A 16,469-nucleotide genomic window follows, 5' to 3' on the forward strand; every position below is an offset into this window, starting at 1 on the left:
CTGCGACGACCCCAAACCACTGAAACCGACCCGCTCGACCCAAACCCGTCCGTCGAGACCGACCCGGAAACGCACCTATTTCAGCGGCCTCCTAGGCGACCGAGGGTCCCAGCCCGAGGGACTGTGGCGTGCTGGAGTCCGGGGATGGCTGGTGCAGGCCTTCGTCGAGGGCGCCGAACTCGGTCATGAGCGCGGCGCTTCCACCCCACGGGGTCTGCTCCTCGGCGATCAGCGTGTTGGTGGTGAGTAGCAGGCCGGCCACCGACGCGCCGTTCTGCAGAGCCGATCTGGCCACCCTGAGCGGATCGACGATGCCCATCTCGAGCATGTTCCCGTAGCGGCCCTCGAGCGCGTCGAACCCGTCGTCCGGGCCGAGCTGCCCGATCCGCTCCAGCACCTCCTCGCCGTTGTAGCCCGCGTTCGCGGCGATCAGGTACGCCGGCTCGCGGAGCGCCCGTCGTACGATCTCGACGCCCGTCGCGTAGTCGTCCTTCACCTCGAGATCGTCGAGTACCGACGCGGCGTGCAGGATCGCCACCCCGCCACCGGCGACGATCCCCTCGGCCATCGCCGCCCGGGTCGCCGAGAGCGCGTCCTCGACGCGGTGCTGAAGCTCCTTCAACTCGGCCGGTGTCGGTGCTCCGACCTGGATCACCGCGACCTTGCCGGACAGCGCACCGATCCGCTCGGTCAGCACGTCCTCGTCGACCCCGAACGTGGCCCGCTCCAGCTCGGCCCGGAGCTGGGTGAGCCGGAAGCCGACCTCCTGCTCATGGCCCGGGGAGGCGATGATCGCGGTCCGGTCGGCGGTGACCCGCACCTGCTCGGCCCGGCCGAGCCGGCCGACATCCATCGACTCGAGGGTGAAGCCCGAGTGCCGGCTGAGCACCGCGCCACCGGTGATCGCGGCGATGTCCTCCAGCTTGTGCAGCCGCCGGTCGCCGAATCCCGGTGCCTTGATGCCGACGCACTGGAAATGCCCGTTGACGTGGTTGTGCACGAGCATGCTGAGCGCTGTGCCCTCCAGGCTCTCGGCGATGATCACCAGCGGCTTCGGATCACGCATGATCTTGTCCAGCAGCGGCATCAGCTCCTGCACCCTGGTGATCTTCTCGCTGCAGAGCAGGATGTACGGGTCGTCGAGCACCGCCTGCAAACTGCCGGGATCGGTCACCATGTACGGCGACAGGTAGCCGTTGTCGAACTCGAATCCCTCGACGAAGTCGACCCGCATCCCGTGCGCGGCCGACTCCTCGATCGTCACGATGCCGCCGTCGCCGACCGAGTGCAGGGCCCTGGCGATCACCGCGCCGACCAGGTCGTCGTCGTTCGCCGAGATCGCCGCCACCCGGGCCAGGTCGTGCTCGGTGGCGACCGGGTGCGCGACCTGGCGCAGCCGCTCGACCAGGCGCGCGACCGCGACGTCGATACCGCGCTTCACCAGCACCGGGTTGCCGCCGGAGCCGATCGCCCGCATGCCTTCGCGGACGATCGCGTGCGCCAGCACCGTCGCGGTGGTGGTGCCGTCGCCGACGATGTCGTTGGTCTTGATCGCCGCTTCCTTGACCAGCTGGGCGCCCATGTTCTCGAACTGGTTCTTGAGGTGGATCTCCCGGGCGATGGTGACGCCGTCGTTGGTGACCACCGGTGAGCCGGTGATCTTCTCCAGGATCACGTTGCGGCCCTTCGGCCCCAGCGTCGACTTCACCGCCTCCGCCAGCTGGTCCACCCCGGCCAGCATCAGCTCGCGCGCCTGCTCACCGAATCGCAGTTCCTTGGCCATCGGTCCCTCCTCCTTGCCTGCCCGGTCAGGGCGAACGGTGTGTTGTGCTAGGGAACGAGGATCGCGCGGCCCCGTACCCGGCCGGCGTCGAGATCCGCGACCGCCTCGGCGGCCGCGTCCAGCGGGTAGGTCCTGGTGTGCAGCGTGACCTTGCCGGCCTGGGCGAGCGCCATCAGCTCGGCCAGCTCGTTGAACGTGCCGACGATGTTGCCGATGATGTTTCGCTCGGTGGAGATGATGTCCAGGGTCGGGACCTGCAGCTGGCCGCCGTACCCGATCACGAAGTACGAACCGTTCGGGGCGGTCATCGCGAAGCCGTCCTGCTCCGCGCCCTGCTCGGCGACGAAGTCGAGTACGACGTGCGCGCCCGCGCCGCCGGTCAGCTCATGCACCGCCTGGATCTGGTTGCCGTCAGCAACGACCGTGTGGTCGGCGCCGAGTTGTTCGGCGAGCTTCAGCGCGTCCGGGTTGCGGTCCACCACGATGATCGTGGTGGCGGTCAGCGCGGCAAGGCACTGGATGCCGATGTGGCCGAGGCCGCCGGCGCCGATGAGCACGCAGGTCGTCCCGGGGTACAGCTGCGGGATCGCCTTGCGGACCGCGTGGTAAGCCGTGATGCCGGCGTCGGCCAGCGCCGCGACGTCCTTCGGCTGCGTCGTCGGGTCGAGCTTCACGCAGGCCCGCGCGGAGGTGAGCAGGTACTCGGCCATCCCGCCGTCGCTGCCCAGGCCGGGGAAGGTGCTGGTCGCGCAGTGCATGTCGTTGCCGGCCCGGCAGGCTTGGCAGAGCCCGCAGGTGGGAGTCGGGTGCAGGATCACCGTGTCGCCGACCTGCACGTTGGTGACCGCCGAGCCGATCTCGTGCACCCAGCCCGCGTTCTCGTGGCCGATCGTGTAGGGCAGCGTGGGGTGCATCGCCTCCGCCCACTGGCCCTCGATGATGTGCAGGTCGGTGCGGCACACCCCGGCGCCGCCGATCTTGACGACTACGTCCAGCGGACCTTTGACGCTCGGCTCCGGGACGTCCTCGACCACTGGTTGCTGGTGGTATCCGTGCAGTCGAACGGCCTTCATTCCTCGTCCTCCTCCTCACCCACACCGGCGGTTCCGTAGCGGTGTCGCAGCATTCCCCGGCAGATGCCGGTGTTGGCCTCGATGCCGACCCTCGTGATCCGTGCTCTGCCCAAGTGCAGCGACACCGCGGCACCGGTGATCGGGTCACCGGTGCCAGGGTCGACGAGCAGGGGCGCAGCGGGGTCCGTACGTAGGCCGAGCTCAGCCCGCCGCCGGCACAGCCTCTCCAGCTGTGCCGACTCCTGCATGTCCCCGAGCGTCATCGTCGTCAGCGCTGCCGGATCGAGTCCGGCGGCCAACAGCGGACGGCAGACCTGGTCGGTGCCGGCCAGCACCGCCTTCACCAGGAACGTCCGCCGTAGCTCGTCCAGTTCGCCGATGGCTTCACCGGCGAACGACACGGCGAAACCGGCCCGCGCCGCCACGCCGGCGTTGATCTCCGCCGACGCGAAATGATCCTCCAGCGCGACGTCGGCGCTGCGTACCTCGGGCAGCGCCGACACCACGTCGTACGCGTCGGCGACCATCAGGAACGCGAAGTTGGGCGCACAGAAGTACGTCGGCAGCCGGAGCCGGACCACGACGTCACCGGCCGCCGACACGACACACGACGACACGAACCCGAGCGTCGTGATCGGCTCGTCGAGCTCCGGGTCCCGCACCGCGTCGAGCGCGGTGAGGACCCGGGACCGCTCCGCGACCGCGGCCGTCATTACTACGTGACCAGTTTCGCGTCGTCCTGCGCGGCGGGCCTCCCGCCGTCGAGCTGCAGCTCGTCCGGCACCTTGATGTCGTAGAGCTTCGCCGCGTTCAGACCGAGGATCTTCTTCTTGCCCGCGGTGCCGAGCCGCGGGTAGTCCGAGAACTCCTCGTCGGCCGGGAAGTCCCAGTCGACGAAGCCCTCGACCTGCCACTTCGGCTCCCAGATGCCGTAGTCGCTGCCGAAGGTCATCTTGTCCTCGCCGACCCAGAACAGCAGCTCGCCCATCACCTTGGCGAAGAACCGCGGCCGCGCGTGCATCAGACCGCCGATGACGACCGCCAGGCCGGCGTACACGTTCGGCTCCTGAGTCGCCATGAAGCAGAAGTCCTCGATCCGCGGCAGGCCGACGTGCTCGACGATGAAGTTGAGGTCGGGGAAGTCCGTCGCCGCGTGGTCGACGTCCGACACGTCGAACGCGTCCTTGTCCAGCGGCCAGATGGTGGGGCCCTTGTGGACGTGGATGTTCTTGATGCCGAGCTGCTGGCAGGCCTCCAGGTAGCGGTAGGCCTCGGGGTCGGTGAGCTTCCAGCCCCGGGATCCCTGCCGCCACTCTGCGGTGTAGAGCTTCACTCCGCGAGAGCCGTAGCGGTCGACGTTGGCCTTCAGCTCGTCCAGGCCGGCATCGCCGTCACGGGGGTCCCAGCGAGTGTTGTGGATGAACATGCCCGAGTGCTTCTCACCCAGGGCGGCGTTCCGCTCGGTGGTGTTGAACCCTTCCTTGTACCACTCCTTCAGGTACGTCGGCTGGAAGATCGCGACGTCGACGTGGCCCTCGTCGAACACGTCCTTCATCAGGTCTTCCTCGGAGTACTTCATGAACTTCTCGATCGGCCAGTGGGTCTCCTTCGGTGCCAGGCTCATGTACGCGTGGAAGCACTCGATCCACCCCTTCGCGTACTGCTCGGCACCCGGGACCCAGTTGTCCGGTGCGGCGTTCCAGAAGTGCATGTGGCTGTCGACCACGAAGTACTTCTCGCCGTTCTTCTCGTACACGGTCGCCTCCTGGGTTCTCAGACGGCGGTGAGGTCGAAGCCGAGGTATTCGGCGGCGTCCTCGGGGTTGGCGACCAGGATCGTCCGGTCGTCGGTGTGGATCATCCGGCCGTAGTGCGTCGACATGTTCTCTTCGAACTCGGCCTGGTCGAAGTAGCCGGGCTCCTCGCCCAGGGCTTCGGAGATCTCGTCGTAGACGACCTCCATCTTGCCCACCGCGTCGACCCTGATCATCGACGGCAGCGGCGTCAGGGTGACGTTGTCCAGCTGACCCATCACCTCGGCGACGACCTCCCCGACCTGGTTGTTCATCAGGGTGAAACCGCACCGGTTCGACGCGGTGTTGTCGGACTTGAAGGGACTCTCTGCGGTCGTGAAGGTGGTGCTCACTGTGCCAGCTCCTTCGGCTCCTCGAGGCCGAGTCCGATGACGATGCCGCTGAAGCGGCTCTTCGCCCGGTCCAGCCCGTCTTCGAATCGTGGCGGCTTGCTGTCCGGCTGCGACCAGAGCGGTTGCAGCGTCCGGGCTGCCTCGATCGCGCGCGTCGTCCAGTCGGACAGCCAGTCCTGCAGGATCGCCTTGTTGTGGTCGGCGAACTCCTTGTCGGCGGTCAGCAGCTCGAACATCGCCTTGGTGTAGCGCAGGTCCCGCTCGGCGAAGTCGTACTCCGCCGCGCCGACCAAGGTGGGCGTCACGAAGTCGCCGTTGCCGGGGGCTGCCTGCTGGACCAGATGGCTGCGGAACAGCTCGCCGACGAGCGGTTCGAACACGACGTTGGCGGCGAAGATCGCCTCGCACCAGTCGTCGATCGCGGTCAGCCGCTCGGCCAGGTCACGCACACCCTGCCAGGCCGAGTCGGATTTCCAGGTCTCCAGGTGCGCCGTACCGTCGAAGCCGTCGAGTTCCTCGCTCAACGTCAGGTTGTAGAGGGCGAGGTCCTGCGCCGCGCGGATCCGGTGCATGCTGTTCACCGAGATCGCGTTGTTGTGCATGTTGGTCGGCGCCCGCCGGTTCGCGTTCGCGAACAGGTAGAGACCGAGGCCGTGGTCCACATGCATCCAGGCCCCGACGTGCTGCTCGATGAACCGGACCCAGTTGCGGTTCCACTGCTCGAAGGCCTTGGACTGCTTGGCCGCCTCGACGTTCTGGGTGACCTGCCGGACGACGTTGGAGTTGTACCGGTAGAGCGTCATCTCCCATTCTTCGTTCGGGTCCCGGAACTCGTGCCAGCCGGTCGCCGGCCAGTCGTAGCCCTTGCCGCCCGTGCCCGGACCGCGCTCCGGCTCCGGCCGGTCCGAGCCCCAGGCCTTCAGTACGGTCCAGTCCAGCGGGTAGCCACCGCGGCCGTCGGCGAACCCGTACAGCCAGCCCTGGCTGAGGTAGTGCCGTGGATCCGGCTGCACCTCGACGGTGACGTCCTCGTAGTGGCTCTGCTTGCGCTTCTGTGGCGTGTAGTAGTTGAACTGGCGCGCCAGCGAGTCCGGGAACACCTTGGCGCCGGCCTCGGCATCGGTGAAGACCGGCTTCGGCACGCTCCGTACCTGGGGGGAGTCCTGTGTGGTCGTCATCTGATCTCTGCCTCCAGCACCTTCGGGTCACCGGCGTCGCCGGTGGTGGTGAACTTGTCGTAGAAGATTCGCTTCTGCGCGACGCCCAGCCGTTCCAGCAGGGGTAGCGCGGCCTCGACCATCGGCGGCGGGCCGCACACGTACGCGTCGGCGCCGGCCAGGTCGTCCTCGTGCCGGGCGACGACGTCGGTGATCAGACCGACCTCGCCGTCCCACTCGTCATCGTCGGCCGGCTCGGACAGCGCCGGTACGTAGCTGAAGTTGGGCAAGGTGCCGGACAGTGCCCTGAGCTCCTCGTCGAAGCACAGGTCACGCTTGGTACGCGCCCCGTAGTAGTAGACAGTCGGACGGTCGATGGCGCGCTCGGCCATCGACCGCAGCAACGCCAGGACCGGCGCCATCCCGGCTCCGCCGCCGAGGAAGACCAGCCGCGCGCCGGGGTTGTCCCGCAACGTGAAGACCCCGAACGGTCCGGTCAGGTCGAGCTGGTCACCGACCGACAGCCGCTGGTCCAGGTACGACGAGAACATCCCGCCCGGGTAGATCTTGATCACGAACTCCAGCAGTCCTCCCTCGCGGCTGGACGTGTTCGCCATCGAGAACGACCGGGTCGCCCCGGACCCCGGCACCGCGATGTCGACGTACTGGCCGGGGAAGTACTTGAGTTCGCCGGGCTCCAGCAGCCGTAGTACCAGGCGCCTCATGTCGTGCGTGACCGCTTCGTTCGCGACCACCTCGGCGACGGCCTCCTGGATCGGCAGTCCCGAACGGATCATGTCCTCGTCGTAGTTGAGCAGCTCGATCGTCAGGTCCTCGTACGGATGCGCCCGGCAGAGCAGCGTGTAGCCCTCGTCCAGTTCGTAGTCCGGCAGTGCGAACGTCGAGTACCGCTCCAGCTCGATGTCGTCACCGTCGAGCACGAACGACTTGCAGGACGAGCACTGGCCCTCCTTGCAGCCGTGCATCAGCATGACGCCCTGTTCGGCCGCGGCCCGCAGGATCGTCTGCTTCTCGTCGACCTCGATCTCGATGCCGACGGGTTCGAACCGTACGACGTGCTTGTCGCCCATGGCCCCTCACAGCTGCGTGGACAGGAGACGTAGCGGGAGGGCAAGGACATTTGCCCTCCCGCGTGGCGTTGCGTCGGTCAGGCGTCGACCGGAGCGCGTCCGGCAGGTCCGCCACGGACGTAGCGGGCGGCGAACGCCGTACGCTCGTCGTCGGTCATCTCGTTCAGCAGTACGTTCGGGCTCTGCAGAGGCGGGCACTTCCGCAGGTGGTCCAGGGTCCACATCTTGTCCGGGTTCAGGTCGAGATGCGGCTGCGCGACCATCGTCTTGCCGTCATCGCGGACGAACCCCATGTCCGACACCACGTCGGCCCAGTTCCAGCCGTGGTACAGCGTCTCCCACTCGCGGTGGCCGATCAGCTGGCCCATGTTCGGCGTCTGCCGGCCTTGGTACGTCGGCCGGAACGCGGTCTCGTCGGTCCACTTGCACATCTCATGGCAGTACGTCCGCCACTGGCCGTCGACCTTCGCCATCACCATGTCCTCGCGGACCAGGCACGGCACCATGCAGGTCCAGCAGCGGTGCGGGTACTCGTAGTCGACGTCCTCGAACACGATCGGCTTGTGACCGTTCGGCCTCGAGAGCCGGTTGTAGTTCTCCCACCACTTGCCGTACTTGTCGTACCAGCCCGGGTACTTGAACTCGAACCACTCGAAGTCCTTGTCGGTCATCGGGTCGATCCGCCAGTAGTTCGCGAGCCAGCCGGTGGCGAAGAACTGCGCCACCTCGTGCACGTACCCCTTGTTCCAGATCTGGTTCCACGCCTCCTCGATCAGGTCGTGCGGAATCTCCAGGCCGTACTTCTCCAGCGGCACCAGGTAGCTGCGGTAGTAGTCGTCGTAGATCCACCGGCGCCACATCTCCGCGTAGCTCTCCCGGTCCTTGCGACGGTCCTTGGTGCCGTACTCGATGAACGTGCCGATCGCCGCGTCCACGACCCGGTGGTTGTTCCACCACGCGTACCGCAGGTCGCGGGCGAGCAACTGGTGGTTGCCCTCGTCGGCGAGCGCCATCAGCAGGGTGGCGTACCCGTTGCTGATGTGCCGGGACTCGTCGGACTGGACCGAGTGGAACACCGTCGGCAGCAGGTAGTCGCCGTTCGCGGCAGCCTCGGCCGGCATCGCGACGAACAACGTGTTGGTGAAGGCGGTCTCGGCAACGATGGTGAGGTAGATGCTCGCCGCCGTGATCGCGTCACCGGTGATGAAGCCTTCCGCGAACTGCCGGCCGATGGTCCCGCAGTAGTCGTTCTGGAAGTTGCGGAGGCTGGAATTGAAGCCCGCCGGGTCGATGTAGTTGTTCATGTACAGGCGCTTCAGGTTCTGCTGGATCGTCGAGTGCCTGACCTCGTCGATCATCTGGATCGCCTGGCCGTTGTGCAACTCGGGGTTCGGCACCGTCCGGAACAGCAGCGGCATCGCCCGGGCCGCCGAGATCTCCGGCAGCGGGATGATGCTCAGGAACAGTTTCTGCCACTCCAGCCAGCGCTCCTGGACCTGGCGGAACATGTTGCCGCGGATGGCTCCGTCGGAGGCGCCGTAGACCCGGTGGTCCTTCTCCTCCTGCATCGGGAAGTACGACCGCAGCACCTGCTTGAGCGGGTCCTTCTTCTGAGCCTTCTGGAACGTGTAGTCGGTTCCGTACTGCGAGACAGGCTCGTGGTACTTGGGTTCCCAGGACAACTCCTGGATCTTCTGGTGGGCCTTAGCCACACTCTGGCGACTCATGGCACTCCTCACGCTCGCGGTGGCCGTTGGCCTGGCCCCAGGCGGGGCCGTGCGGGCGTGGGCCCTCGGCGCGAGCCCACGTCTTGCTAGCGTTTGAAGTAAGTACATCGCCGCCGTGCGCGCCCCGAGGTCTCAAATTGAGACAAGCTCAGCTCAGCTGCCGCCGAACACGCGACTTCGGATCAGACACCACGGCGCTGGGTCCGGCAGTCTCAATATGAGACTGCCGGACGTCCGCGAAGCACTAGCCTGGAAAGAGCCGTGCCCCGGTGGGGGAGACCCACACATTCACCAGGCCTCCCGGCCGGTGGCCAGGAGGTCACGTGGACGAACTGGAAGCTGCGTCAGGTGACAGCAGCCGGATAGCCCATGCCCGGGTGAGTTTTCTGACCCACGACGAGTTCCCGGTGACCGACGTACGCCGACCGGTGCTGGCGTCGTGGGTTCGTTCCCGGCGGTGGAACCTCCCCGCCGACCGGATCGACCTGCCGTACGTCACGGACCCCGATCTCGACCCGCCCTTGGCCCGTAGTGCGACCCCGGTGCTGCGCCGGCTGCACGAGCATCTCGACGGACAGCCGATCAGCGTCATTCTCACCGAACGCAACGGGCTGGTGCTCCGGCGGCTGACCGCCGATGCCCAGCTGAGCAGGCACCTGGACCGGGTCCACCTCGCGCCGGGCTTCAGCTACTCCGAACAGTTCGCGGGCACCAACGGCATCGGCACGGCGCTCGAGCGCGGTGGCCCGATGCACGTCTTCGGGCATGAGCACTACGCGGAGGATCTGGAGGACCTCGCCTGTGCCGGGGTGCCGATCAAACATCCGATCAGCGGCAAGATCGTGGGTGCCATCGATCTCACCTGCTGGCGCAAGGACGCCGGATCGCTGCTGATCACGCTGGCCAAGACCACCGCGGACCAGATCCGGGCGGCACTGCTGACGGACGCCTCGGCCCGGGAGCAGGAACTCCTGCACGAGTACCTGCTGGCCGGACGCCGGTCCGGTGACATGGTGCTCGCGGTCAACGAGGACCTGCTGCTGATGAACGCCAGCGCACAGCAGAACCTCGACGGGAGCGATCAGGCGGCCGTCCTCGCTCACGCCGCCGACCTGCTGGCCCAGGCCGGCACCAACCCCCAAGCGGTCGAGCTCCCGAGCGGTCGACGGGTCCGGATCACCAGCCGGCCGGTACCCGAGGGTGGCCGGGGCGCGGCCGCCGTTATCCAGGTCACCGAGCAGACGCCGGGCAGTTTGACGAGTGTGAGTGCGAACCGGCCGCCACCACGTCCGGAGCTGCCGGGCCTCGTCGGCAGGAGCGCGCCCTGGCTCGCCACCAGCCGGGAGGTCGACAACGCCTATCGCGCCGGGCACTGGATCGTGCTCAGCGGCGAGCCAGGAGCGGGAAAGGTGGCGCTGGCCCGCGCGGCCCACCAGCAGAACAACCCGGCCGGATCGTGCCGCCTGGTCGATGCCGCCAAGGCAATGGATCACTTCGCGGACGACCTGGAGGCGGAGCTGGCCGATGACACCGTCCAGGCGCTGGTGATCCGGCACGCCGAGCGGCTCGACCCGAGGCGGCTCGACGAGCTGATCGGAGCCTTGTACGGCGGACTCGAGCGTCGGCTGTCGGATCCGCCGTGGGTCGTGGTGACGCTGACGACCGGAGGCCAGAAAGAGCCCGATCTGAGTGAGTTGCTGACGTTGTTCCCCCTCACCGTCGATGTGCCACCGCTGCGGCACCACATCGATGACGTACGTGAGCTGGTCCCGTTCTTCCTCAGCCAGTTGAGCCACGGCGACCTGACTTGCTCACCGGAAGCGATGCATCAACTGCTGCGATCGGCCTGGCCGGGCAACACCGCGGAGTTGCACCAGGTCTTGAAGCAGGTTGTCCAGCACCGGCGACGGGCCGGCGTCATCATGTTGGCCGACCTGCCGGCCGACCTCCAGGCGATCAGCCGCCGGAGTCTCAGCCAACTGGAGGCCCTGGAGCGCGACGCGATCATCCAGAGCCTCGTCGACAACAACGGCGACAAACGTGCCGCCGCGCGGTCGCTGGGGATGTCCCGAGCCACCATCTACCGCAAGATCCACGACTTCGGGATCCAATCACCCGGGCGCTGAAACCGGTCCGACCCCGGGTCCGTTCCCACCATCGCGATGTCGTCGGAATGAACCCGCTACCATCTGTGTTGACACGTCAACCTAAGCTTTGACGTGGACATCGGATGGGAAGTGGGCAAATGACCGACCTCGTGTTCGGGCTGGACACCTTCGGCGACATTCCGGAGGACGACAACGGGGTGCTCATGTCGGACGCCGCGGCGATTCGGCAGGTGGTCGACGAAGCGGTGCTGGCCGATCAGCTCGGCGTCGACGCGATCGCACTCGGCGAGCACCATCGGCCGGAGTACTCGATCTCCACGCCGGAGACGGTGCTGGCCGGGATCGCCTCGCGGACCGAACGCATCAAGCTCGGATCCGGCGTGACCGTGCTGAGCTCGGACGATCCGGTCCGGGTGTACCAGCGATTCGCGACCGTCGACGCGCTGTCGAACGGGCGAGCCGAGGTCATCCTCGGGCGCGGGTCCTTCACGGAGTCCTTCCCGTTGTTCGGCTACGACCTGGCTGACTACGACGTGCTGTTCGAGGAGAAGCTGCAACTCTTCGTCCAGTTGCTCGACGAGAAGCCGGTGAGCTGGAGCGGGACCACCCGAGCAGCGCTGGACAACGCCGACGTCTACCCGAAGACCGAGTCCGGCCGGCTGAACACCTGGGTCGGGGTCGGTGGGTCGCCGCAGTCCGTCGTCCGTACGGCGTACCACGGGCTGCCGCTCATGCTCGCGATCATCGGTGGAGCGCCCGACCGATTCGCGCCGTACCTCGACCTGTACCGGCGCGCTGCCGAGCAGTTCGGCACCGTCGCGTATCCGGTCGGGATGCACTCGCCGGGTTTCGTGGCCGAGACCGACGGGGAGGCGAAGGAACTGTTCTATCCGCGCTTCAAGGTCGTCCGCGACCGGATCGGAGCACTGCGCGGCTGGCCGCCGATCCGTCGTGAGGAGTTCGACGCCGACGTCGAGCACGGCTCGATGTACGTCGGATCGCCGGAGACTGTGGCTCGCCGGATCGCCGGTGCTGTCCAGCGGTTGGGAGTCGGCCGGTTCGACTTGATCTACACCGCCGGCACGCTGCCGGTCAGCGCCCGGATGAAGGCGGTCGAGCTGTACGGCACGAAGGTGATCCCAATGGTCCGCGACATCCTGGCCGGCTGATATGACTCAGGAGAATCCAGGCACCATCGCGATCCTCGGTGCGGGCAAGGTTGGGACCGTACTGGCCCGCCTCGCCGTCGCGGCGGGGTACCGGGTGCTCATCGCCGGTTCCGGGGAGGTCTCGAAGATCGCGCTGATCGTCGAGATCGTCACGCCTGGCGCCGTCGCGACCACGGCGGCCGACGCGGCGGCGCGGGCCGATGTCGTGATCCTGGCGCTGCCGCTCGGCAAGTACCGCACGATCCCGGCCGAGGCGTTGCGCGGCAAGCTCGTGATCGACGCGATGAACTACTGGTGGGAGGTCGACGGGATCCGCGACGACCTGACCGATCCGCGCACGTCGTCCAGCGAGATCGTGCAGGCCTTCCTGCCCGAGAGTCGCGTCGTGAAGGCGTTCAACCACATGGGGTACCACGATCTGGAGGACGGCGCCCGCCCGCGTGGATCCGTGGACCGCAAGGCCATCGCGATAGCCGGCGAACCCACGGATGCTTCGGCGGTCGCCACGATCGTCGACGCGCTCGGTTTCGACTCGGTGCTCGCCGGCGGATTGGCCGAGGGCATGCGGTTCGAACCCAATACCGAACTGTTCGGCGCCAACGTCCGCGCCACCGAGGTCCAGGCAATGCTCGACCGCTTCCCGAACACCCCGCGCGGCCGCGTTGTCACCCACGCCCGATCCACCCAGGACGACCTGGATGTGGCCTAGCCGGTTTCGCCGGTGAGCTGGGGGCGGAGCTGGCGGCGGGATGTGATGCCGAGCTTGGTGAAGACCTTGCGGAGGTGCCACTCGACCGTGTGCTGACTCAGGAAGATCTGGGCTCCGATCTGAGCGTTGGTCAGGCCGGCGCCGGCGAGCTCGGCGATGTGCGCTTCCTGCGCGGTCAGCGCGTCCATCGCGCGCCCTGCTCGCCCGTCGACGGCCTCGCCCGTCGCCGCGAGTTCGCGGCGGGCACGCTCGGCGAAGGCATCGGCGCCCACCGCGGCGAGGACGTCGTACGCCTTCCTGAGCTGCCCGCGTGCGTCCTGGCGCCGGCCCTCGCGGCGGAGCCACTCGCCGTAGAGCAGCTGTGTCCGGGCGAGGTCCAACCGGAGCCGGGTCCGGCCGAGTCGCTCGATGGCCTCCTGATAACCGGACTCCGCCGCCGGTCCGGTCGCCAGCAACGCTCCCGATCGAGCAAGCAGGCCGAGTGCCCAGTCCGTACCGCTGGCCCGCGTCAGCTCGGCCAGCTGGTCGTGGCCCTCAGCCGCCAGCTCGGGCCGTCCGCTTCGCACCGCCGCCTCGACCAGCTCGGGCAGGGACCAGCTGGCGACACCGAGATCTTTGGGATCCTCGGTCGCCGCTCGAGCCGAGGCGAGTGCGTCGGAGTACCTGGCGAGGCCGTTCATGAGCACGGCGTTCGCCCAGTGGGTGAAGGTCAGCCCGCCGCCTTCGCCTCGCGCCAGGACGTCGTCCATGGTGGTGGCGATCAGGGGCGCAGCCTCGTCCACGCGGCCACGCAGGACGGCCAGGCTGATGGCGCCGTACGGTGCCAACCCCATCCCGGTCGCATCGGCGATCGTCTGGATCTCCGCGAGCAGCGAGGCAGCCGCCGAGAACTCGCCGGCGAACAGGTGCATGGCGAGCCGGGAGTTGAGGACGAGCGGGAGTTCGGTGAGATCGCCCAGCTCACGGGCGATCTGTACGTGCCGGGCGGTGAGGACATCCCAGTGCTCGTGGTCCCAGAGGTCGACGGCGGTTCGCGATGCCAGCCACAACCAACGCAGATCGCTCGGATCTGCCAGGGCCGGATCCGCGAATTCTTCGATCGCCTTCCTGGCCAGAGGCATCGCCGCCGGATATCCGTCGGTGAACGAGACAGCCAAGGTCTCGAGCAGCAGATCGTGCTTGCGGCGGGTCACCGGCTGCGGGGCGGCGCGAGCGGCTCGCGCCACGTCGGTCTGCGGGGAACCGGGGGCGAGACGCCCGGCGAACATCGCCGCCGCGAACGCGTCGAGGTAGGTGTCGCGGGCAATGTCGAGGTCGAGAGGTTCGAGCCGGCGGGCGGCATCCAGGAGCAGCTGGGCGGCTCGCGCGCCGTGCCCGGAGGCGAACGCGATCTGCGCGCGGAGGAGATTCACCCCGGCCTGGTGCAGCTCGTCGGCCAGCCCGTCTTCGGCGATGACAAGCAGTTTCAGTGCGGTCTCGAAGGCACCCGCTCGGAGGGTGGCCTGGGCAGCGGTCAGGGCGCGGCCGGCGCGGGTGGCCGGGTCCGGGGTCAGGTCGGTCGCCCGCTGCAGAAACGCGGCCGTGGCGGCGACACCGCCGCGGCGCTGCGCCCGGTCGGCGGAGGCGACCAGCTCGCCGGCTACGTCCTCATCGGGTTCGTCGGCCGCCTGGGCGCGATGCCAGGCGCGCCGGTCGGGATCGAGGCTCGGGTCGATCGCCCCGGCGAGGGCTTGGTGCACTTCACGACGGCCGGCTGAGGTCGCCGCCCGGTACGTCGCCGATCGCACCAGGGGATGCCGGAACCGGACTCGTGCACCGAGCTCGATCAGGCCGGCCTCTTCGGCAGGTGCGGCCGCACTCACCGGGACCCCGAGGATCGCGAGAGCCCGGAGCAGCAGCGGCACATCGCCAACCGGCTCGGCGGCGGCGGTCAGCAACAAACGCTGCGTCTCCGCCGGCAACAACCGCACCCGTTGAGCGAAGTTCTGCTCGATCTGACTCGCCAGCGGCCGGGCATCCGGCCGTTCGAACCCACCGGCCAGCTCGGCCGCGGTCAACCCGCGTGGCAGTTCCAGCAGAGCGAGTGGATTGCCCCTGGTCTCCGCGACGATCCGGTCCCGGACGTGTTCGTCCAGCCGCCCGGGGACCACGGCATCGAGCAGGGCTCTCGCGTGCCGGTCCGTCAGGCCGCCGACCGTCAACTCCGGGAATCCTCGCCACTCGGGACCGGTCACGGGTTCCCGGATGCCGAAGACGACCCCGATGCGGTCGGCGAACAGCCGCCGGCCGACGAAGGTCAGCGCCTGTGCCGAGGCTTGATCCAGCCACTGCGCATCGTCGACGATGCACAGGAGTGGCTGGCGGTCGGCCGCCTCGGACAGCAGACTCAGCAGCGCCGCGCCGACCAGAAACCTGTCCGGCGGCCCACCGAATTCCAGGCCGAACGCGACGGCCAGCGCCTCGCGCTGTGGCGGCGGCAGGTGCTCGCTGAGATCCAGCATCGGAGCGCACAACTGATGCAGACCGGCGAACGGGAGCTCCATCTCGGACTCGACACCCGCTGCCCGGGCGATCCGGCACCCGTCGGCCTGGCCGGCCAGGTAGTCGAGCAGAGCGGACTTCCCGATGCCCGCCTCACCACGGACGATCAGAATCTGACCCTGGCCGGAGCGCATGTCGGCCACCAAGCGATCCAGGCGCGCGCACTCCGTCCGCCGACCGCGAAGCTCGGGCGCCGTACCCCCAACCGTCATGCCTCAACCCTCCCGCACAAGAGGCTAGAGGCGCACACCCGCTCCGCGGTAGCGGTTGACCAGACGTCAGACGGCCTGTTCGGCGAGGTCGGCGTTGAGGAGCTCTTCGAGTTTGGCCAGTTGGCCCTCCTGGGAGGCCGATTCGAGGGCGTGCACGAGTTTGCTGTGCGCGGCGGGGCTGTACGGACGGCGTCGGTCGGAGGAGAGGCGGTCGCGGGCCCGCTTCACGAGCTGCCTGGCGCTGGGCGCGCCGATTCGCAGGGTCTCCGCGATCCGCCGGTACGGGTACTCGAAGCCCTCCCGGAGTACGTAGGTGGCCCGTTCGGCAGGTGACAGCCGTTCGAGCAGGAGCCGGACGGCGAGGTCGATGGACTCGTGCTGCTCGGCCTGCGTCTGTGGATCGGCGCCGTCGTCCGCGTTCTCCTCGGGCAGCCAATGGGCCGCGCAGGTTTCGTGCCGTCGACGGGCGGACTGCACGAGGTTGATGGCGAGCCGGCCGGTCGTGGTCGCGAGGAACGCCGGGGGATCGATCACGGCTGTCCGGTCGGTACGGTGCCAGCGGAGCCAGACCTCCTGGACGATGTCCTCGGCCTCGTGCACGTTGCCGACGATCCGGTAGGCGATCCCGAACAGTCGAGGGCGGGCCTGGACGAAGACCGAGGCCGCTTGGTCCAAGGTGGCTTCTTGCGTACTCATCGTCCGGCTCCTCTACTCGTCGTACGGTCCGCCGAAGGCGGCTGAGGTGATGCCACCC

At 68.1% G+C, this 16,469-nt stretch carries 13 protein-coding genes; 3 read left to right on the forward strand and 10 right to left on the reverse strand.

Annotation, left to right across the window (positions count from 1 at the left end; genetic code table 11):
• Positions 1-91 precede the first annotated feature (91 nt).
• From groL to EV643_RS20915, 8 genes are all read right to left on the reverse strand, one after another.
• Complete coding sequence (gene groL, locus EV643_RS20880) at positions 92-1,783, reverse strand: chaperonin GroEL (RefSeq protein WP_133801790.1); 1,692 nt, start codon at positions 1,781-1,783, stop codon at positions 92-94.
• A gap of 47 nt (positions 1,784-1,830) precedes the next feature.
• A complete protein-coding gene (locus EV643_RS20885; protein ID WP_133801791.1) occupies positions 1,831-2,856 on the reverse strand; it encodes an NAD(P)-dependent alcohol dehydrogenase in 1,026 nt (341 codons plus the stop codon).
• Positions 2,853-3,569, reverse strand: coding sequence for an iron-sulfur cluster assembly protein (locus EV643_RS20890; protein ID WP_133801792.1), 717 nt, complete (start codon positions 3,567-3,569; stop codon positions 2,853-2,855). Before EV643_RS20890 ends, EV643_RS20885 begins: the two co-directional genes overlap by 4 nt.
• Before the next feature lie 2 nt (positions 3,570-3,571).
• Entirely contained in the window at positions 3,572-4,612 is a 1,041-nt protein-coding gene (locus tag EV643_RS20895; protein WP_133801793.1) for an amidohydrolase family protein, read from the reverse strand.
• Positions 4,613-4,629: 17 nt separating this feature from the next.
• The gene (gene mimD, locus EV643_RS20900) at positions 4,630-5,001 is read right to left on the reverse strand and encodes a propane 2-monooxygenase effector subunit MimD (protein ID WP_133801794.1); all 372 of its coding nucleotides are present in this window, start codon (positions 4,999-5,001) and stop codon (positions 4,630-4,632) included.
• On the reverse strand, positions 4,998-6,179 hold the full coding sequence (locus EV643_RS20905) for a ferritin family protein (protein WP_133801795.1): 1,182 nt from the start codon (positions 6,177-6,179) through the stop codon (positions 4,998-5,000). The genes mimD and EV643_RS20905 overlap by 4 nt, the downstream gene beginning before the upstream one ends.
• Positions 6,176-7,249, reverse strand: coding sequence for an NADH:ubiquinone reductase (Na(+)-transporting) subunit F (locus EV643_RS20910; RefSeq protein WP_133801796.1), 1,074 nt, complete (start codon positions 7,247-7,249; stop codon positions 6,176-6,178). The genes EV643_RS20905 and EV643_RS20910 overlap by 4 nt, the downstream gene beginning before the upstream one ends.
• A gap of 77 nt (positions 7,250-7,326) precedes the next feature.
• A complete protein-coding gene (locus EV643_RS20915) occupies positions 7,327-8,976 on the reverse strand; it encodes a ferritin family protein (RefSeq protein ID WP_133801797.1) in 1,650 nt (549 codons plus the stop codon).
• A 323-nt stretch (positions 8,977-9,299) separates the two neighbouring features.
• Between EV643_RS20915 and EV643_RS20920 the strand changes: the two genes are divergently transcribed.
• From EV643_RS20920 to EV643_RS20930, 3 genes are all read left to right on the forward strand, one after another.
• The gene (locus tag EV643_RS20920) at positions 9,300-11,102 is read left to right on the forward strand and encodes a sigma-54-dependent Fis family transcriptional regulator (RefSeq protein WP_202869669.1); all 1,803 of its coding nucleotides are present in this window, start codon (positions 9,300-9,302) and stop codon (positions 11,100-11,102) included.
• A 119-nt stretch (positions 11,103-11,221) separates the two neighbouring features.
• On the forward strand, positions 11,222-12,253 hold the full coding sequence (locus EV643_RS20925) for an LLM class flavin-dependent oxidoreductase (RefSeq protein ID WP_133801798.1): 1,032 nt from the start codon (positions 11,222-11,224) through the stop codon (positions 12,251-12,253).
• A 1-nt stretch (position 12,254) separates the two neighbouring features.
• The gene (locus EV643_RS20930) at positions 12,255-12,962 is read left to right on the forward strand and encodes an NADPH-dependent F420 reductase (RefSeq protein WP_133801799.1); all 708 of its coding nucleotides are present in this window, start codon (positions 12,255-12,257) and stop codon (positions 12,960-12,962) included.
• Here EV643_RS20930 and EV643_RS20935 read toward each other — a convergent pair.
• Both EV643_RS20935 and EV643_RS20940 read right to left on the reverse strand, forming a co-directional pair.
• The gene (locus EV643_RS20935; RefSeq protein WP_133801800.1) at positions 12,959-15,715 is read right to left on the reverse strand and encodes an ATP-binding protein; all 2,757 of its coding nucleotides are present in this window, start codon (positions 15,713-15,715) and stop codon (positions 12,959-12,961) included. The two genes, EV643_RS20930 and EV643_RS20935, sit on opposite strands and share 4 nt — an antisense overlap.
• Before the next feature lie 66 nt (positions 15,716-15,781).
• Positions 15,782-16,411, reverse strand: coding sequence for a sigma-70 family RNA polymerase sigma factor (locus EV643_RS20940; protein WP_133801801.1), 630 nt, complete (start codon positions 16,409-16,411; stop codon positions 15,782-15,784).
• Positions 16,412-16,469: the final 58 nt, after the last annotated feature.

This window comes from Kribbella caucasensis, assembly GCF_004361855.1.
In the GTDB taxonomy this organism is placed as follows: domain Bacteria; phylum Actinomycetota; class Actinomycetes; order Propionibacteriales; family Kribbellaceae; genus Kribbella; species Kribbella caucasensis.